The following is an 18,918-nucleotide window of genomic DNA, read 5'->3' as shown; positions in this document are numbered from 1 at the left end:
TTTTCACTCAAGGTGTTTCTGCTACCACATAATGTCCAAAAAATGACGGGGTAGGATGTCCTCAAATAGCTGGAATTGTTGACCGACACCGTGAAGCCGTCAAGGCCGCGAAGCGTTCATTTAGCCTTGACGGGTGTTTCCAACCTGCGTGTTCCCTGTTGCTGCTAGCTCATAATGTCCAGAGGTTGACGGTATAAGTTGTCCTGCTATTGACGGTCAATCAGTCCGCAGCAAGGGAGAAAAACAGGGAGAATCATGACAATTCTTCCTGAATCACATGCTTGACTATATGGTCGTCCACAATCCGGTGCCTGCTCTGTGCGCCGTAGATTAAGGCGTGCGTGCATAGCTTGTTCACCAGCCGGCAGCTCTGCTGGAAAAACGGTAGATTTCATCTATCGCCGCCTCCATAAACAACTCGTGCGCTTCACCGGCAGCGCTCAGATGCCTCTTCATATAGGCCTCCCATTTCTGCGCGGCCCAGATGTGGAAGATAAACACTGCATATCGATTCGCTGGCGGATCGCCGCGTATGCTTGTCGCCCGAGTCGGTCCCACAGCTCACTTTGTCCGACGAGTATTAAGGCCATAGGGCTCTCGGAATCCATTTTCATGTTCAGCAGAAAGCGTAGCTCCTCCAGCATCTCCCGGTCCAATAAATGGGCTTCATCCATTGTTAGAATCGCCCACACAAGTGTGTTAGATCTTTTTGGTGTGGTGTGCTTCTTCTCTCAGGCGGGGCCAATGGTTTTTTAAACTATTGGATAAGTCAAAAGGCTCGAATATAATTTGCTCCAAGCTTGGATTTTGTGATAGCCATATATAATACCATCCTGATATTATGAATAAAATAGATTATATTCAATTTATATCCTTTTAAAAAGAAAATAATTACATAAATGGATTCTTGATGTACGATTTAGACTAGGGTGAGGTGGTATTTGTAGCATATTTTATATGAACATAAAGAGGGGAATGATCATTATTAATAAAAATAAAAAAATATTATTGAATATATTCTTATTTTCAATGTTTATAACATTTAGCGGGTGTGATGACAGTCATACGGGAATTGTTGAGATAATCGGTGGAAAAGAGAAAATTGAATATAATACATTGAATAATACCGAAAAAGGTTCTTCATTAAACGACACAAAAAAAATATTTTTATTTGCCTTTGAGGGAGGGAATTCAAAAAAAATAAAATTTTTAAAAAGTGGTGATGAAATTTCGCTGGATTTTGGATCGAATCCACCTGACAAACTTTCCATAAGTGATGGATTAATTAATTCGAATGGAGATTATTTATATACACCTAAAGAAATAGTCGAGGTTCCATACGTCAAAAAGAAAGGAATTTATAGTTTTAAATTAGAAACACACATTGCATCTCGATTGAGTTCCTACTCTAAAATAGATAAAACTGTATTTAGAGGTTTTATAATAGATGCATTCTGGGGGAAGGGTGAATATAAATACGCATTTGTTATCGAATCAAACGCTCTCTGAGAAGGCGGTTTTATTACGAAAAATTTAGGAAGGGCAATGGGGATAAGTAATCTGGAATAACAAAGTCCTTGTTTTTCTTAGATTTAGAGAATATTACTGCAATCTGAGATCTCTATGTCAATTGATCCTATCAACCGTATCTATCATACGGTATAGCGAAAGATAATCAACTATTAACTGAGGAGGTGGGAAACATAAGAAATTAGAGTTTAGTTATAGAGATAATTAACATTCTTGTCATGCTGTAATAACAAATCAAGAAAAGACTAACAAATTGAGAGGAGATTCAAATGAAAATTAAAGAAAAATCTATTTCTTTCCTTTCTGTAATTCTATCCGTTTTAATTTGCGTTAGTTTGTTTTCAATTCCTGCCTATGCCAACGAGACCAATGAATTACATACAGCAGCAGCAATAGGTTATGATTATCCTATAAAACCTGGAACGAGTTCCTGGAATGAATTGATAGATCATACAAAAATGATAGAGGTATCTCAAATTCCGGATGATACTCTTAAGAAATTAACAACAAACGAGTTAATAGAAACCGTATTAAATTATCCACTTTTAATGGATATCTATGCGTATGATACTCTTCAACAAGGTATTGATGTGGTATCGAAAACGTTTAACGGAATTCAAGAGTTATACCAAAGAGAGGATGCACCTAATAAACTTATTGAAAAGTATCAACAAATGCCTGTAGCAAAAGATACGAAAACAGTTACTTCAAATCAAATATTTGATTTATCTAATATGGAAATAATTTTAAGACAAGATGAAATACAAAAAAAACTCAACACATCTGAAGCTGAAAAGTTAGAAAAAGAAGTAGAAAATAAATATTTACAAAAACAAGCACAAAAAAATATTTATGGTTTAACCGCAGCAAGTTCCTATTCGGTATTAGCAGAAAAACAAGGGATAAATGTTGGCACAATGTCAAGTTATACTGTGTATACACCAAATGGTACAGCAGTACAGGTTGATAAAAGTGCTGAGCAACTGACTTCTGATGAAAAAAAAGCTGCTGATAATTATGTAGCAGATAAATATTCAAGCGCTACCTTATTAAGCCCTGCTACATCAATTTATAACTGTCACTCCTACGCATGGTATAGCCAAAGCACAACTAATCCGTATTGGATGAATTATCCAAACGCTTATATGACTGATGGGAGCTATTATCAAAGTTCTTCTCCATCAGTGGGAGGTAAAGTCTATTACAGTACAGCTGGAAATGAACATTCAGGTGTAGTAACTAGTTTAGGAAGATTGACTGGATATTATGTGACTTCTAAATGGGGGCAATTGGGACTTGTTCAACATTACTATACCACATGTCCTTATTATGTAAGTGATAGTGCCCTAAGATATTATTACAGATAATATGAATTTTAATTTGCGTGTACAAACCATGGGGGTTGCAAAGTGTGGTAGCTCGAAGGGGCAATTCTATGGTTGTTGGAGTTTTTCGAATGCTAGAATATTAAAACAATCGAAGTAGTATGACAGAGCACTAACACATTGCTAGGTTCTTTGAATCCTCTGGATTTGAGGTGTGATTTTCTATAAAACAGGCTATGGTATGAGACAGAAGTCGCATACCATAGCCTGTTTTTTCAAAAGCATGTCTCACTCAGTGTTCCCAATCAGATATATCTATAATTCAAAATCAGAAATTTTCTTTAAATGTTCAAACCCAGAGGGGACTCCGTAAATTGCCGCGGCTTCTTGCACAGTATAATCCTTATGTATGGACTCATAAAGCAATTCATCGGGCATCAACAATTCCACAGTAAATTGATTCGCTTCTCGTTCAATAATTAGAACCAAATCTATTTATAGTCTGGGCGAGATGTACCATGCCTTATTATTATTATTTTAAAGAAGTGTGGACACCTTTGCGATGGATACAGATCCGGTTCTACCGGGATGATGCGGATCGGCTGTGGGTGAAGCGGGGATCGCGGCGGCGGCGGCTCTTAAGCAAACGGGATATCGAAACGACAGAGACCTTACGAGACCACTAAGGTCTCTATTTTTTTGCCATAACCGCGAATCGTAATCTATTTTCAGTAATGGGTTGCCCGCAGTTCACGGATTATACTAATCTGCAACATTCTACACTATTGAACATTGGGATAATGTGACATATTATTACATCTATAAAAGAAATATATAATATTTGGATTCCAGTTAGGTGGTGTCTGCGTGGTCCCTACTACAACTATGATTCGCGATGCACTGGCGACGTATCTGTCGCAGAAGAGAATGTCCATTAATCAATTCTCCGGACAATCCGGAATTAATTCAGGAACGCTCAGCCGGATACTTAGTGGTCAGCAGCCAATTGCTATGGACCATCTGGAGCGAATCACTAAGGCGATGGATCTGCCGGAGGACTATTTCTACAGCTTATACGTGGATGAATGCTTCTATTACTCGTCACCAACCTGGCGGCGTCTGCGGCCCTTTCTTGTACGTTCAGCTGCGCTAGGCCGTCTGGATTGCGTTGAACAGGTTGTTCAGAATCTGCTAGAGAATCTGACCTATGCCCCCATGCTGTTCGAAGTGGCTGAAGGACTGTTTCAAGAGGGGCTTTGGCAAGCTGCCGAATTGTTGTATAAGAATGTGAGTGCCAGTGAGAAGTACCAGAATTCCGAGAGACTCGCGGTATGCCAATACCGTCTGTTCCGAATCGCCATTGGTGACGACCAGACGCAGAATTTGCAGGCGGCACATCTCTTCGAATGTTACCTGGACCGGCTGGATGAAGCGGATCAATTGGACGGGTTGAAGCATTTGGGTCATGTCTATGGTTCAATGAATCGGTGGCATAAGGTGGATGAACTAGCGAAGGAGATGCTGCAATTAGCGACTCTTCGTTATAATCTCCAGCGTCAGTCGGACCGTAGAGAAAGTAACGAGAAAAAAACCGAGAAACCCCTGTACTTCTATATCCTGTACGCGCAGCTTATCCGTTCAACAGTGTGTGAGGAATTAGGAGACTACAATGCAGCATTAGAATGGGTATCTCTCTATATGGATGGAAGCTGGATACAGGAGAACAATGAAGAAGTGAAGCGGACTGTAGCTCAGTTCCAGGAGTGGGGGATAGCGAACCGTCTGCTCTATCGGGTGATGGCAGGACAATATGAGGGACTCTCTGACTATGTCGAATATATCTCCGAGCGACCAGATGAAATATTCATAGCGTTATACAATATTATCTTGTCGGCTAACCGCTACGATTGGAATGTTGATTATATTCTGGAGCGTTTTGCTTCCTATATTCCTTACCGGACAAATCTTGCAGAGTATGGCATTCTTCACAACAAACAAGTCATAGCTAACCAATACTCCCGATTTCTTGCTGAATTGGCGGTCTATTATTTATATAACAAGCGCAAAGAAGGGATTAGATTCATCCTGCAAAGTTTGGAATCGTCTGCTAGAATCAATAACGAGAGCAATGTAATTAAATGTGTCGACCTGTTTGGACAGCATCGGAATCAAGCAGATGAAGAAGAGAATGAACAATACAAAGTTCAAATTGGAGCATACCTATAAGTACAATTAACCCCTAGCAAACAGCAGCACTCATATGTCGATTCAAACTATGGGGCACGGTTATGGTGGCGGTTGATGCTTGTCGGGCAACAATAATATATTCCGCAGACTAAGCAACGTTCCCGGAATACCGAGAACGTTGCTCTATTTATGTAGATGTTCAAATTGGTGTGAAACAATAAAATTGTAAATTGTCATTTTGCACCTAGTGAAAGTAATGAAGTACAAAATACATTGTTAAGCTTTTAGCCAATTCCGACAAAATCACTTATAATATTCTAGCCTCTGCATCCACAAAATGACAAACAAATAGTTCATCCCGGTCTATACTTAGAGGCAAATCTATTTATAGTCTGGGAGAGATGGACCATGCCTAATTATCATTTTAGGGAAATATGGACACCTTTGCGATGGATACAGATCAGGTTCTACCGGGATGATGCGAATCGGCTGTGGATTAAGCGGGGATCGCAGCGGCGGCAGCTATTAAGTAAACGGGGAATAGAAACGACAGAGACCTTATGAGACCACTAGGGTCTCTATTTTTTTGCCATAACCGGGAATCGTAATCTATTCACAGTAAAATCCAGTGAAAATGGCAAGTAGGTTGCCCGCAGTTCACGGATTATACTAATCTGCAACATCCTACACTATTGAACATTGGGATAATGTGACATATTATTACATCTATAAAAGAAATATATAATATTTGGATTCCAGTTAGGTGGTGTCTGCGTGGTCCCTACTACAACTATGATTCGCGATGCACTGGCGACATATCTGTCGCAGAAGGGAATGTCCATTAATCAATTCTCCGGACAATCCGGAATTAATTCAGGAACGCTCAGCCGGATACTTAGTGGTCAGCAGCCGATTGCTATGGATCATCTGGAGCGAATCACCAAGGCAATGGATCTGCCGGAGGACTATTTCTACAGCTTATACGTGGATGAATGTTTCTATTACTCGTCACCAACCTGGCGGCGTCTGCGGCCGTTTCTTGTGCGGTCAGCTGCGCTAGGCCGTCTGGATTGCGTTGAACAGGTTGTTCAGAATCTGCTAGAGAATCTGACCTATGCCCCCATGCTGTTCGAAGTGGCTGAAGGACTGTTTCAAGAGGGGCTGTGGCAAGCTGCCGAATTGTTGTATAAGAATGTGAGTGCCAGTGAGAAGTACCAGAATTCCGAGAGACTCGCGGTATGCCAATACCGTCTGTTCCGGATTGCCATTGGTGACGACCAGACGCGGAATCTGCAGGCGGCGCATCTATTCGAATGTTACCTGGACCGGCTGGATGAAGCGGATCAATTGGACGGGTTGAAGCATCTCGCTCATGTATATGTTTCGATGCATAAGTGGCATAAGGTGGATGAGCTGGCGAAGGAGATGCTGCAATTAGCGACTCTTCGTTATAATCTCCAGCGTCAGTCGGACCGCAGAGAGGACAACGAGAGAAAAACTGAGAAACCCCTGTACTTCTACATCCTATACGCACAGCTTATCCGCTCAAATGTGTTTGAGAAAATAGGAGACTACCCATCGGCATTAGATTGGGTGTCCCTCTATATGGATGGAAGCTGGATACAGGAAGACAATGAAGAAGCGAAGCGGACTGTAGCTCAGTTCCAGGAATGGGGGACCGCGAACAGACTGCTCTATCGGGTGATGGCAGGACAATATGGGGCTCTCTCTGAATATGTCGAATATATCTCCGAGCGACCAGATGAGATATTCATAGCTTTACACAATATTATCTCATCGGCTAATCGCTATGATTGGAATGTTGATTATATTCTGGAGCGGTTTGCTTCCTATATCCCTTACCGGACGTATTCTACAGAATTTGGCGATTACAATCGGCAGGTTATGTTGGACCAACACACCCAATTCCTCGCTGAAATGGCAGCCTATTATTTACATAATAAGCGTGAAGAAGGAATAAGATTCATCCTGCAGAGTTTGGAATCATCTGCTAGAATCAATGATGAGAGCAATATCCTCAAATGTGTCGATCTATTCGAGCAGCATCGGCATCTGGCAGATGAAGAAGAGAAAGGGCAATACAAACTTCTAATTAGAGAGGTGCAGGACTCACATGAAAAGAAAATTGTTCAAGCTTCTAGCTTCCTGTAGTCTGGCTATTGTAATTATTATACCTGTTGTTACTGTTGAGCCCGGAGAAAACATCAGCACTCAGATTCTAGTTCAAACTATGGGACACGGTTTAGGTGGTGGTTGATGCTTACCAGGCAGCAATAATCTAATCGGCGTACTCAGCAACGTTCCCGGAATACCGGGAACGTTGTTCTTTTATACAGTACATAATATTCTAGCCCTTCCATCCACAAACCGACAAACAAACTAGGTATCCCGGTCTATAATAAGAAGCAAATCTATTTATAGTCTGGGAGAGATGGACCATGCCTAATTATCATTTTAGGGAAATATGGACACCTTTGCGATGGATACAGATCCGGTTCTACCGCGATGATGCGAATCGGATGTGGATTAAACGGGGTAAACAGCGGAGGCACCTGCTTCGCAAACGGGATATAGAGACGACAGAGACCTAACGAGACCTGAGGGGTCTCTATTTTTTTGGCTTCAAGCGCACTTTCATTACCTATAACTTACACATATACGCAAAAATGTTATGGAAGGCTACACTTTGGAGGGATGGCGGATCTTAGATTTCACTCTATACTTTAGTTGAAATACATATGAACGGAGAGGAAGGTGAGGGGATGAAGCCATATGATTATTCCTTGGATGCGATTAAGGGGATTAGCTGTATTTTGATGATTATTGCGCATATTCCGCTGTACTTCCACGGCAATGAACGGGTGTTCCAGATTGTTGCGGGTGTGGCCCCTGTCCTGTTCTTCGCGGTCTCAGGTGTGACTACTACGTTGCAGGTGAAGCGGCGCAGCTTCAGTTCCCTGCTCGGCTTCTATGTGCTGTTCGCAGTCATCGGGTTCACCTACAATCTGATGTGGAGACCGGATGTACAGGCTTTTCGCATCATGGATGTTCCCCAGATCATCGCGCTTGGCGTCCTCAGTGTCTATTTGCTGGAAAAATATCTTAAGCCCCCGCTCTATCTGTATCTGCTGCTGTCACTGGCCGTGTTTGCGGTACATTCGTTCATCGGGCACCGGCTGCCGGACTTTCCGCTTAAATCTGTTGTGTTCACAGAGACGGTCGGGTTTACGTATTTTCCCTGGCTGTTTGCTTTCTTGGCGGGAGTCTTTGCGTACCGGGCCAGTAACCGGGTGAACCTCATCCTGACTTTGGTTGCCGCCGCACTGCTGGGGATTGTAAGTTACGGTGGCGTAAGTGAGGCGGATTACGTGAAATATAATATGTCCATGCCCTATCTGCTGTTGTCTATGACTGTGCTGTTCGGGGCGTTCTCTCTCTTCCGAAGCATCAAAAGCTATGCTCCCGCAAGTCCGCTGCTGTATGTCGGCAGGCATTCGCTGCTGTTTCTGTTTACCCATCTGTTCCTGATCCTCGCGTTTGACCGGCTGGGTCTTGGCCGTCTGCACATTGTGCTGATATGGGGGCTGGTGCTGATCTGCACCTATGTTGGCATGCATGTACTGCTGTGGCTTAACCGCTTCATAGCGCAGTATTTGGAACACCTCCTGCCATGGGGGATCATCGTCATTGGTGTAATTGCCATTCCGCTCGTGACCCCGAACAGGGATCTCATCATCCTGATGGAGGCGGCGCTGGGTATGCTGTTCGCCATGAATTATAAGCAGCTCTCCAGCCTGATGTCGGCAAGTGCGTCGGCGCGGCGGGAGCCAGCACTGAAAGAGGTTGTGCGGGAGCGGGCTTGATTGCTTTTTGCTCGGCATAAGCGGAATTGCTCCGTGATTGGTATAGAAACGATGGAGACTTTTTGAGAATGAAATCTTGTTCATATGACGATGGGAACCTGAATGGTTTCCGTCGTTTTGCGCTGCTCATTTACATTTTTTTCAGCGAACATTTGTTCCTTTTATCATATGCGAATCCAGTAAAATGGAATATAATCACATGGGACAAGCTGTATTTTTTGAAACGGGAGGCGATAGAAATATCCATACCGCATGATGAGGCTTTTAAGAAGCTGCTGGAGACGTTCTTCAAGGAATTTATTGAATTGTTTTTTCCTGAGCTGGATTCTATGCTTGATTACAGTGAAAGCCGGTTTCTGATGCAGGAATTGTTGGTGGACATCGTTGGCGAGGAAGCACGGGAACTGGATTTGCTGCTGGAGATCCGCTACAAAGGGCTTGACGGTTATATTCTAATCCATCTGGAGCCGCAATCGTATAGAGACACACAGTTTCACGAACGGATGTTTATTTACTTCAGCCGTCTGTTCGAGCGCTACCGGAAAGAGCATAAGCTGATTATTCCGATTGCGGTTTTTACTTCAGACGAGATCAGGGAAGAACAGGACACTTTGGAAATGAGTATTCCGGAGCACCAAATCCTTCGCTTCCAGTTTCTAAAGGTGGAGCTGCGTAAGCAGAACTGGCGCCAATTTATTAATTCGGATAATGCAGTGGCTGCTGCGTTACTAGCCAAAATGGGTTATACTACAAGAGAAGCGAGAGAAGTACGCGGGGAGTTCCTGCGAATGTTCATGCAGCTAAAAGCACGTTTGGATCAGGGACGGCTGGCGCTGATTATGTCCGTGGCAGATTTGTATTTCAAGCCGGATCGTGAACAGGATGAAGAGATTCTAAGAGAATTAATGAAACAATACCCGGAGGAAGGTGAAGCAATAATGGAGCTGATGCCACACTGGAAACGTTGGGGATACGAAGAAGGAATAGAAGAAGGAAAAGAAAAAGGAAAAGAAGAAGCCCAAGCGGAGATTATCCGTAAATTGCTGCTTCATGGATTTACTCCGGAAGCTGTATCCAAAGCCGTTGAGTTACCACTGGATGAGATTAAGAAGCTGATGTAAGAGAGCCTTCTGAATAGATATATATCTATAATAATCTATAGAAGACCTTGGTGAGTGAGAGTACCCAAGGTCTTCTTTTCATTGTATAGGAAAATCAGTACGTTTATCCACCCGTTAGTGTAATAGCATTTCTGCCATCGGGCTCAGAGGTCGATTGTCTACTACCCTTCCCCCTCCTCCCGCTAATCAGCAAGCTAAGCACCGGGACCTTCTGAATCACCAGGTTCAAGGCGAGCGATCCGGCTACTGCAATTATAGTAGTCGGTAACCAGCCCAGATAGGTCCCCAGCACATAATGTTCGAGGAAGTTCAGCAGCAGGATGAAGACGCCGTAATGGAAGATCAGGATGACCAGGGATTCTTGGCCGATGTAGGTCAGGAGGGCCGCGAATAATTTGGACTTGGACAGCAATTGGGTGCCTTTGATGGCGAGCAGGCTTCCGGCGATACCGGCGAGGTAGAAGAGGAGCAGGTTGCCGTACACCCGGTTGTTCATATCGACATAGGAGTTGAAGTAGGCGGCAGCCAGGAAGATGAACAGCAGGATTAGCGTATTCAGATTGAAAATTCGGATATTGCTCAGTGCCTGATGCTGCTTCAGCTTATAGCCGATGAACACATAGAGCTGGGCCACGAGGGCCACATCGATGTTCCAGGGCAGGAAGATGACCCGTCCCAGGCCGTAGCCGGTCAGGCTTAAGGCAAGCATGATTCCGAGCTGGAGCTGCCATGAGCGTGTGTGTATGTAGCGCATGGTGATGCAGAAGACGATCTGTGTGACGAACAGGCAGGTCAGGAACCAGATGGGGATGTTCAGCAGCAGTCCATCGGAATAGTTGCCGTAGAGGAGGGCGGCCAGCGGCTGGACCCAGCCAACACCCGGACTATGGTCGCTGGCGAGCATCCGCAGGAGTGCCCAGAGGCAGTAAGTCAGCAGCCCGGCTGTGAAGTAGGGGAGGACGAGAGTCAGGAGCTTGGTCCGCAGTAATAGCTTAAGGTTGTCAAAATACCTGGAGGCGCTGAATAAGTAACCGGAGACGATGAAGAACAGCGGGAGGCGGAAATCTCTGAACATATCGTTCAGTACAGCTGGAGTCAGGCCGGCATGTCCAACGACGACCAGCAGGATGGTGATGCCGCGGACCATATCGATAACTTTCAACCGTGTGGTCTTCGGCGTACTGCCATTTCCTGCAGATAATGAAGGCTGTGATGCTTGCATGGGGTGACATCTGCCCCCTTCCATAGGTGTGTTATAGCCTACGATATCGGATATAAGTGGCAGGGACAATGGTACAAAATAGTTATTTCTATATACTACCTCAGCTGGTTGTATATTCTTCATTGATACATATCCGTCCTGCTCCGGGCAGTAAGGAGCTCTGCGCTCCTTGCCTGAGGGGGCAGAGAGAATCAGCGGTGGACCGTCTCCTGGAAGAGAGCCGTGAGCTGGCAGAGAACAGAGCCTACAAAGAAGCGCTGCTCTTCGCCGAGCTTGCCCACTATATGGATCCCGGCAATCCGGCTGTGCAGCAGCAGCGCAGCCTGGCTCAAGGGGAAGTAAGCTGCTCCTGGAAACCGACCGGCTGATCAAAGACAAAGGCATGTACCCGGGCGTACAGGCCAAAGCCTATGATTTCTTCACCGCGGAAGGGTATAGGCATCCGGCAAATGAAGCGTAAGTACCCGCACGTGTATAAGTCTTATCAGCAGCTATGGGACAAGCTGATGTCCTAAAAGCGTATAAGGGCCGTGGATCAATGCTGATCCACGGCCCTTATACATTCTGGTGAATTGAGTGTTAAGAGTTCAGATTCACCCGCTCTGGAATTACAAAAGAAACGGTGGTGCCGACTCCTAGCTGGCTGTGAATGACCAGTCCCTGGCCATACAGCTGTGTCAGCCGCCGATTGGTATTCAGCAGTCCGATGCCGCGGGAAGGCAAGCCGAGTCCGCTGTCGTCCAGCAGATGACGAACCTGCTCATCGGGCATCCCTTTGCCGTTATCCTCTACTTCAAATGATGTGTACCCCTGCCGGCGGTGAATGCGGATATGCAGCAGGCCGCCGGCCTTCCGGCTCAGCAGGCCGTGTCTGACCGCATTCTCGACCAGCGGCTGGAGGGTGAGCGGCGGGAGGAGCAGCTCGATCCCCGGTTCCACATCCCATTCGATCTGCAGGCGTTCGTCAAACCTGGCCTTCTCAATAAACAGATAGGACTCGACCAGCTCCAGCTCATGGGACAGTCCGACCCGCTGCTGCGAGTTCATATAGTCGAAGCTAATTCGCAGATAGGAGGAGAACGCCTCTCCGAGATCACGCATCTTCGGGAGATCGAATTCACTTAAGGCCAGCAGTGCGTTCAGCGTATTGAACAGGAAGTGCGGCTGAATTTGCGCCTGCAGGTATGCAGCCTCCAGCCGCAGGCTCTGATTAATAGACTGCTTCAGTCCGGTCAGGGAGCGGACCCGGTATTTCAGCTCCAGAGCATCCACAGGCTTCGCGACATAATCATTGGCTCCGGATAAGAACCCTGTATAGATATCCACCGGCTGATTGCGGGCAGTGAGCAGCAGGATCGGCAGCTCCGAGACAGAGAAGCGCTGCCGGGCGATCCGCGTTAGCTCGTAGCCGGACATGTACGGCATCATGACATCGGCGATCAGCAGGTCCCAGGGTTCGGTGCCGAGCAGCTCCAGGGCTTCCTGGGCGCTGGTGACCGTGACCAGCTGATGCTGTTCATCCGAAAGTATGCTGGCGAGCACCTTGAGATTGATCGGGTCATCATCTACGGCGAGAATTAGAGTCTTGGCTGTCATGGAGGTGTCCTGCAGCTGAGGGAGAGAAGGGATCTCTTGTGATGCAACTGCAGTGATACTGCTGGTATCAGACTGCCGGAATAACAGTCCTCCCTGTTCAAGCAGCAGGTCTTCCATGTCGGGGCTGTCATTCATCCTTGCAGCCGCGGCCTCTTCCGGCACATGCCGGACCTCAGAAGCAGATGCCAGGGGAAGGGTGAAGGTGAACACGGACCCCTTCCCGGGTTCGGAATCCACGGTAAGGTCTCCGCCGTGAAGCTCTGCCAGCTGCTTGCTGATGCTTAAGCCGAGCCCGATCCCGCCTCCGTCATTGATGCCCTTACTGCCTTGCTCATAAGGCGAGAAGATCCTCGCTTGTGTCTCCTTGTCGATGCCTATACCGGTATCGGACACGCTAATCCTTGCGGTTTTGCCTGTAACCTCGGCAGATATCGTGACTGATCCGGCCTGCGTGTATTTGATGGCATTGCGCAGCAGGTTATAGAGAATCTGCACAATCCGCTTCTCATCACCCCAGACGGGCGGCAGGGAAGCGGGTAATTCGTTACGCAGCTGCAGCTGTTTACTGTCCGTCATGAATTCAAACATATTCAGAATTCCGGTTACGAGCGGCCCGATGGCCAACGGTTCACGCTGTAATACAATCCGCTTCTCCTGCAGACGGGTCACATCGAGCAGATCATTCAGCATATGGGACATCCGGCGGCTGATGGTAATAAGCAGCTCCAGATCCTGGTAGCTTTGATGATCCAGGAGGGATTTCTCCTTCGCTGTTACGGTTTGGGCGATGCTGATGATGCCGTGCAGCGGTGTTCTGAGTTCATGTGCGGTATTCGCCAGGAACTGATCCTTCAGATGATCGCTTTCCTTCAGCTGCTGGTTAAGCAGCAGGTTCTCCTCTGCATTGCGGAAATACCGCTTGAACCAGTAAGCGGAGAAACCGATGATGGCCACGATGACATCTACCGGATAATACAGAATACTTGCCTTGCTGTTCGATTCCAAGGAACCGCCAAGGACACTGGAGCCGATAGCCGCGGCGGCAAACAGCAGAAATACGGAGTCCTGCTCCTGCCGGGCGACCATTCGGCCAATGGAGTACACGACTCCTGCGATCGGAAGCAGGTAGAGCACTGAGAAGAGAGGCCTTGCATATACAACATACTGCGCAGGCAGTACCAGTACATAGACGGTGTAGAGGCACAGGGCAAGGAGGTAACCTTTGAACAAGCGGCCCGGGCGCTCCTGTGCGGAGAAGCTGCGGGTCAGCAGCAGCATGAACAGGGAGATCGCAGGATAAGCCAGCATTTTGAGCTTCAGCGCCCAGGTATAGTTGATCGGCAGCCAGAGCAGCAGCAAGGTATCATTATCGGTCACTATTGAAGCACCTACCGCCAGGAGCAGCAGGCAGAACACCAGGAACGCTTTTTGCCGGCGGTTGAAAAAGAACAGGATGCCTGCATACATCGCATGCAGCAGCATGATCACAAAAGTGACCATCTGGAAGCCGATAGAATACATCCGTTCCGTATCCACCGCTGCCTGGGAGCCGAAACGGATGGAGCGGACAATCCCTCCTTCGAGCGGGTGATCGTAATTGGCTGCACGGACCAGCAGCGTGATCTCCTGCTGTCCTGCCGCATTATAGGCCGCCGTATAGGAAACAGCCTTAGGTTTGTAGTCCTGGCGGCTCACGGCCGGTTGCCCGAAGCTGCCTTCGGTCTGTCCGTTAACCTCAATGCTGGAGGCCGCCTGGATACGCTGAATCCAGAATCCGTAAGGCTTCTGCAGCGACGGGTCTACCAGTATACGCAGCCTGTAAGTGCCGTAGCCGAAGGAGGAGTGCCCCTCTTCAGGGAAGCCGCTGCTCCAGTCGCCGGGAACCTGCACAACCTGCTGCGCATCCGGGGGGTGTCCGGCGAAGTTCTCATAGGTGAGGAATTGGCCGGGATAGAATTCCCATTCACCATCCAGCCGTACAGACCGGGAGTTCTCGAAGTCCCAGCCCCGCATATCCAGGATACCCTGCTTCGCTTCCGGATGCTCAGGCGCCTCATACGCGTTGAACCACAGATGACGTATGCTGATCAGGAGGGTCAGATATAACAGCAGCAACAGAGCGTGCTTGAGATTCAATATGCTTTTAGTATGGATCATGGTTTGCTTCGGTAAGTTAGTCTTCATCATACGTTCTCTATTCGACATGTTTCGGGGTTATCCTGCCGGGAAATGGCGGGTGCCTGCTTTACCCCCATACCCCGACAAGCAGAATGCCGCCGAAGATGACTACTGAGCACAGAATCCGCCGTAAGCCCTGCTGCTCTTTCAGCAGGAGGATGCCCAGGAATGTAGCGAATATGGTCCCGATCTCCCGCAACGGGCTGATATGGGCGAGCGGCGCCTGCTGCAGCGCGAAGAGGAACAGCAGATACGAGCCCGGATTCAGCACGCTTCCCAGCAGGATAGTGAACTTGTTGCTCTTCCACTCCTCCAGCAGCTTGCGCGATTTCAGGACTGCCGGAGTCAGACCGGCGACAAAACCGATATTGGTGACCTCAAGCAACGCGAGCGGAGACATATGCTGTAGGTTCAGCTTATCAACGAATACATAGCAGGTTGTGCAGAGTCCCACGCAGAGCGCCATAAGAATCGGCGTATATCCGGATTTCCGGGAGGCGGCGGATGTGGATGCAGATAGGGATGCGGATGAGCTTCTGGAGCCCAGTCCGCTGAGCACTGCGAATCCGCCGAGCATGAAGGCAATACCGGCCCATCCATAGACAGACAGCGATTCGCCCAGAAAAAGAACACCGATCAGCGGGATGAGCAGCGTGCTCGTCCCCCGCATCACCGGATATATCTGTGATAAGTCACCCATCTCATAGGTTCTGGATAAAAGCCAGGAATATAAGGCCTGCAGCGCTACAGACAGCAGCAGCAGGGCATAAGCTCCGGCTGTAAGCGGGTGAGTCCACAGCTCGGTTATTAGGATAGGGAGCAGCAGAATAGTAGAGATCATCATGATCGACCACAGGAAGATGCTTTTGTCCCGGCTTCTTTTGGTGAACATGCTCCACACCGCGTGACACATTCCGGAAGCCAGAACCAAAAGAATTGGCAGCAGCATTAAAATTCAACCCCTTAAGAGATGATTAGTGTTCTGAATCAGCGGCAGGTACAGGGGGATGGGAGGGTTGTTTCAGCAGAGCCGAGCCATCCTCAAGCCGGAGCCAAGTCTCGAACTGCTTATCACCCTCAGTCAGCCGGATGACACGTGCACCCCGCATGAAGCCTTCCCGCCCGTAAGTATTGTAGCCGGTGGCCCGGCCATAGCTGAGCCGGATGCCATGCAGGCTGCCGGTGAAGTCGTTAACATGATCATGTCCGCAAAAAGTACCTGCCACATCGCCCATTTCCACCATAGCTGTGAAGAGTCCCGAATTAAGCATTGGAGCACAGACCTGCTCGAATTTATGGCCATAGCAGGTCTGAGTGGACCACATCTCGGCATATTCCGGCAGCGGGATATGGAAGAATGCCAGCGCAGGCAGCTTGGCCTCACCTGCCTGGGGATTCAGCCGGGCTGATTGCTCCGTCAGCCAGCGGATCTGGCTTTGCCGGACCCAGTTATAGCCGGGAATCTGCGCAAGCCCGGAGTAGGCACCGGTGTCCAGCATATAGAGAATGGCGCCCGCCCTGGTGCCGGTGCCCGCAATCTCAAGCGTATAATTCCCAGAACCGGCCAGCTCTGCCGGACCTGGTTCAGCCAGGCAGTGGGGATGCTCTAGTGCAATATCCATCAGCTCACTATAGGAGACACCTTGCTCGGTATCATGATTGCCGAAGACGAAGGCCCACGGAGTACCGCTCTTCTCTATAGCGGACACAGCCTCCCGGAACGCCTGCTTGGGCTGCTCGCATGCCTTCTCTCCTTCCGGGACAGGTCCGGTATAGATCAGATCACCTGTGAAAATAACGAGATCCGGCTGCTCCGCTTCCATCACGCGTTCCATAAGCTCCCGCGTCCGCTGATCCTCCGCTCTTCCATCCATCCAGTGAAGATCGGTGAATTGTACGATGGTAAAGGTTCCATCCTGGCGGAATGATAATTTATGCTTCATGTGAAAATCCCCTCTCTGCCTGAATAAAGTTATGAATTTAGTTCGTTAGGTGTTCAAGTGCTTTTGTGTTGTTTTATATTTTATTATGTTGTTTCATGTTGATTTTAGGATGATAATCCGTTTCTGTCAATCTATAATTGGATAGATTGCACTTTCTGCAATAGAATTCGCTCATACCGGCGTGAAATCTCATTCTGCTGTATTTCATACAACTGATTCCTCTAATTTCGCTCCAAAAGACCTCTTTTACAAAATTCTAGTGTACAGAGTGCAACAGAATCTATTATTCGGTGGAATTAGGGGGTATCTGCTGCAGAAAATGCAGTAGAACTATAATTGGAAGTGCGACCGGTGCGGAACCTTACTCCTGCTTGAAGCAGAGCGTTTTCTCGCTTCGCAGGCTTTAACTGTATTTTGTACAACTAAAGTTGCCGGATACGGTGCGCCAGAGCATTTTAACTGCACTCTATACAATTAAATAGCCCGCCATTCCCTGAATGATCGCTACACGCTATGTTTAGTTGTACAGAATACATTTATCGCAATAAATACACGCTTTAGCTAACTTTTAATTGTACGAAATACAACTATTCCATGAATCGCCGCCTTCGATACGTACGCAAACAGCAGGCATATGCGTGAACAGAAGATAATGACGCTAAGTGCAAGGGAACATGGTGGGGTAAGAAACTTAAGGAATTAAGAATTAAGTGATTAAGGATTTAAGGAATTAAAGTTTCTGATGCGTAAGCGTAAGCAGATACACCCGTCCACCAGAGAAATCTTTTTGATAAAAGCAGCTGCATTGACAAGTGGGATTCGGCTTCATATACTGAGGAAATCAACAAAAATACACTCAAAACAACATTACATATACATATGGATAACCTAAATCGGATAAGGCAATTAGCATTCGCGAACGCGAATTCACTATAACTGGAGGAATCATACATGTCCCTGACCTATGAAGAACGCAGGCAGACCATCCTCTCCCAGCTGGAGCTGGAGGGGAAAGTGCAGGTGCATTTTTTGGCTGAGCGGTTCGCTGTAACCACAGAGACGATCCGGCGCGATCTCGACCGTCTGGAGAAGGAAGGGCGTCTGCGCAAGGTGTATGGGGGAGCCGTACGGATTCGTTCCGGGAATAATGAACCCACCTTCATGAAGCGTTCCCAGATGAATCTGACGGACAAGCAGGCCATTGGCAGGCTCGCGGCTTCGCTTATTCAGGATGGCGAGACAGTAATCCTCGACAACGGGACGACCACACTTGAGATTATGCGGCAGCTTACAGACCGCGCCCACGTGACGGTCATTACCAACTCGGTTCCGGTCCTAAACTGTGCGCTGGAACAGTTTCAGGGGAAGATTATTTTTGCCGGGGGTGAGGTGAATGCCGCTTATCAGGCGGCTGTAGGCATCACTGCTCATGAGCTGCTGGGCCAGTTCAAGGTGAATAAGGCTTTTATCTCTGCCGGAGGTCTGTCACTCTCGGAAGGAATTACCGATTATCATCTTGAAGAAGCACTCATCTCCCGCAAAATGATGGAACGGGCCGAGGAATCGATTCTGGTCGCCGACCATTCGAAATTCGGGGTCACTACCTTTGCGCAGATTGCCCCGATGGAACATATCTCCATGGTTCTGACCGACAGCGGCTGCTCAAGAGAATGGAAGGATACCTTTGCCCGGCTGGATATAGAGCTGCTGACAGGGTCATAACATACAGGAGCATAACTTACAGAAGCCGCATAGAAAATTCAAAAAAGCGCCAATCCTCTTACACCCTAAGGTGAGGAAGATTGGCGCTTTCTGGTGTGCCGCCAGCTATAGGCGGCTTTCTGGTGAATAGCTAGCTGGTTATAGACAGCTGTCCAGCAGTGCTCACCTGTCTGAAGCAGTGCTGCACCCGCCTGAAGCCAGGTGCAGCTA

At 47.6% G+C, this 18,918-nt stretch carries 14 protein-coding genes; 8 read left to right on the top strand and 6 right to left on the bottom strand.

From position 1 onward, the window contains the following. Positions 1-452: 452 nt before the first annotated feature. Complete coding sequence (locus tag NSU01_RS28470; RefSeq protein WP_256704054.1) at positions 453-644, bottom strand: hypothetical protein; 192 nt, start codon at positions 642-644, stop codon at positions 453-455. 331 nt (positions 645-975) lie between these two features. Here NSU01_RS28470 and NSU01_RS28465 point away from each other — a divergent pair, with 331 nt between their 5' ends. Both NSU01_RS28465 and NSU01_RS28460 read left to right on the top strand, forming a co-directional pair. Then, complete coding sequence (locus NSU01_RS28465) at positions 976-1,509, top strand: hypothetical protein (RefSeq protein WP_144026221.1); 534 nt, start codon at positions 976-978, stop codon at positions 1,507-1,509. Positions 1,510-1,799: 290 nt separating this feature from the next. Next, complete coding sequence (locus NSU01_RS28460; protein ID WP_076248646.1) at positions 1,800-2,897, top strand: hypothetical protein; 1,098 nt, start codon at positions 1,800-1,802, stop codon at positions 2,895-2,897. A gap of 273 nt (positions 2,898-3,170) precedes the next feature. On the opposite strand, the gene NSU01_RS28455 is transcribed toward NSU01_RS28460, so the two are convergent. Continuing rightward, positions 3,171-3,344, bottom strand: a complete 174-nt coding sequence (locus NSU01_RS28455; RefSeq protein WP_256704050.1) for an ImmA/IrrE family metallo-endopeptidase — start codon at positions 3,342-3,344, stop codon at positions 3,171-3,173. 378 nt (positions 3,345-3,722) lie between these two features. Here NSU01_RS28455 and NSU01_RS28450 point away from each other — a divergent pair, with 378 nt between their 5' ends. From NSU01_RS28450 to NSU01_RS28435, 4 genes are all read left to right on the top strand, one after another. Further along, positions 3,723-5,081, top strand: coding sequence for a helix-turn-helix transcriptional regulator (locus NSU01_RS28450; RefSeq protein ID WP_339302363.1), 1,359 nt, complete (start codon positions 3,723-3,725; stop codon positions 5,079-5,081). A gap of 735 nt (positions 5,082-5,816) precedes the next feature. Continuing rightward, positions 5,817-7,214: a helix-turn-helix transcriptional regulator gene (locus NSU01_RS28445; protein WP_339302362.1), complete on the top strand. Its 1,398-nt coding sequence runs from the start codon at positions 5,817-5,819 to the stop codon at positions 7,212-7,214. A 611-nt stretch (positions 7,215-7,825) separates the two neighbouring features. Next, entirely contained in the window at positions 7,826-8,926 is a 1,101-nt protein-coding gene (locus NSU01_RS28440) for a hypothetical protein (RefSeq protein ID WP_076247872.1), read from the top strand. Between the two features lie 68 nt (positions 8,927-8,994). Further along, on the top strand, positions 8,995-10,047 hold the full coding sequence (locus NSU01_RS28435) for an Rpn family recombination-promoting nuclease/putative transposase (RefSeq protein WP_083705726.1): 1,053 nt from the start codon (positions 8,995-8,997) through the stop codon (positions 10,045-10,047). 103 nt (positions 10,048-10,150) lie between these two features. On the opposite strand, the gene NSU01_RS28430 is transcribed toward NSU01_RS28435, so the two are convergent. After that, the gene (locus NSU01_RS28430; protein WP_076247870.1) at positions 10,151-11,269 is read right to left on the bottom strand and encodes an acyltransferase family protein; all 1,119 of its coding nucleotides are present in this window, start codon (positions 11,267-11,269) and stop codon (positions 10,151-10,153) included. A gap of 197 nt (positions 11,270-11,466) precedes the next feature. On the opposite strand from NSU01_RS28430, the gene NSU01_RS28425 reads away from it, so the two are divergent. Continuing rightward, positions 11,467-11,637, top strand: a complete 171-nt coding sequence (locus tag NSU01_RS28425; protein WP_179093625.1) for a hypothetical protein — start codon at positions 11,467-11,469, stop codon at positions 11,635-11,637. Positions 11,638-11,848: 211 nt separating this feature from the next. Here the strand turns inward: NSU01_RS28425 and NSU01_RS28420 are convergent, their stop codons facing one another. From NSU01_RS28420 to NSU01_RS28410, 3 genes are read right to left on the bottom strand one after another with little or no spacing between them, the layout of a single operon-like run. Further along, positions 11,849-15,070 carry an ATP-binding protein gene (locus NSU01_RS28420; protein ID WP_339302361.1) on the bottom strand — a complete coding sequence of 1,074 codons (3,222 nt, stop codon included), beginning with the start codon at positions 15,068-15,070 and terminating at the stop codon, positions 11,849-11,851. A gap of 40 nt (positions 15,071-15,110) precedes the next feature. After that, a complete protein-coding gene (locus NSU01_RS28415; RefSeq protein ID WP_076247868.1) occupies positions 15,111-15,992 on the bottom strand; it encodes a DMT family transporter in 882 nt (293 codons plus the stop codon). Between the two features lie 25 nt (positions 15,993-16,017). After that, positions 16,018-16,986: a metallophosphoesterase family protein gene (locus NSU01_RS28410; RefSeq protein WP_076247866.1), complete on the bottom strand. Its 969-nt coding sequence runs from the start codon at positions 16,984-16,986 to the stop codon at positions 16,018-16,020. 951 nt (positions 16,987-17,937) lie between these two features. Between NSU01_RS28410 and NSU01_RS28405 the strand changes: the two genes are divergently transcribed. Beyond that, positions 17,938-18,708, top strand: coding sequence for a DeoR/GlpR family DNA-binding transcription regulator (locus tag NSU01_RS28405; RefSeq protein WP_076247864.1), 771 nt, complete (start codon positions 17,938-17,940; stop codon positions 18,706-18,708). The last annotated feature ends 210 nt before the right edge of the window (positions 18,709-18,918 follow it).

The organism is Paenibacillus sp. FSL H8-0259 (genome assembly GCF_037963255.1).
Taxonomy (GTDB): Bacteria; Bacillota; Bacilli; order Paenibacillales; family Paenibacillaceae; genus Paenibacillus_AQ; species Paenibacillus_AQ phytohabitans.
This window is presented reverse-complemented; position numbering and strand designations above follow the sequence as displayed.

What these genes read in the sequence shown, in the direction of transcription:
- NSU01_RS28470 (WP_256704054.1), bottom strand. Translation starts at nt 644, where the DNA reads ATGCTGGAGGAGCTACGCTTTCTGCTGAACATGAAAATGGATTCCGAG.
- NSU01_RS28465 (WP_144026221.1), top strand. Translation starts at nt 976, where the DNA reads ATGATCATTATTAATAAAAATAAAAAAATATTATTGAATATATTCTTA.
- NSU01_RS28460 (WP_076248646.1), top strand. Translation starts at nt 1,800, where the DNA reads ATGAAAATTAAAGAAAAATCTATTTCTTTCCTTTCTGTAATTCTATCC.
- NSU01_RS28440 (WP_076247872.1), top strand. Translation starts at nt 7,826, where the DNA reads ATGAAGCCATATGATTATTCCTTGGATGCGATTAAGGGGATTAGCTGT.
- NSU01_RS28435 (WP_083705726.1), top strand. Translation starts at nt 8,995, where the DNA reads ATGAAATCTTGTTCATATGACGATGGGAACCTGAATGGTTTCCGTCGT.
- NSU01_RS28430 (WP_076247870.1), bottom strand. Translation starts at nt 11,269, where the DNA reads ATGCAAGCATCACAGCCTTCATTATCTGCAGGAAATGGCAGTACGCCG.
- NSU01_RS28420 (WP_339302361.1), bottom strand. Translation starts at nt 15,070, where the DNA reads ATGTCGAATAGAGAACGTATGATGAAGACTAACTTACCGAAGCAAACC.
- NSU01_RS28415 (WP_076247868.1), bottom strand. Translation starts at nt 15,992, where the DNA reads ATGCTGCTGCCAATTCTTTTGGTTCTGGCTTCCGGAATGTGTCACGCG.
- NSU01_RS28410 (WP_076247866.1), bottom strand. Translation starts at nt 16,986, where the DNA reads ATGAAGCATAAATTATCATTCCGCCAGGATGGAACCTTTACCATCGTA.
- NSU01_RS28405 (WP_076247864.1), top strand. Translation starts at nt 17,938, where the DNA reads ATGTCCCTGACCTATGAAGAACGCAGGCAGACCATCCTCTCCCAGCTG.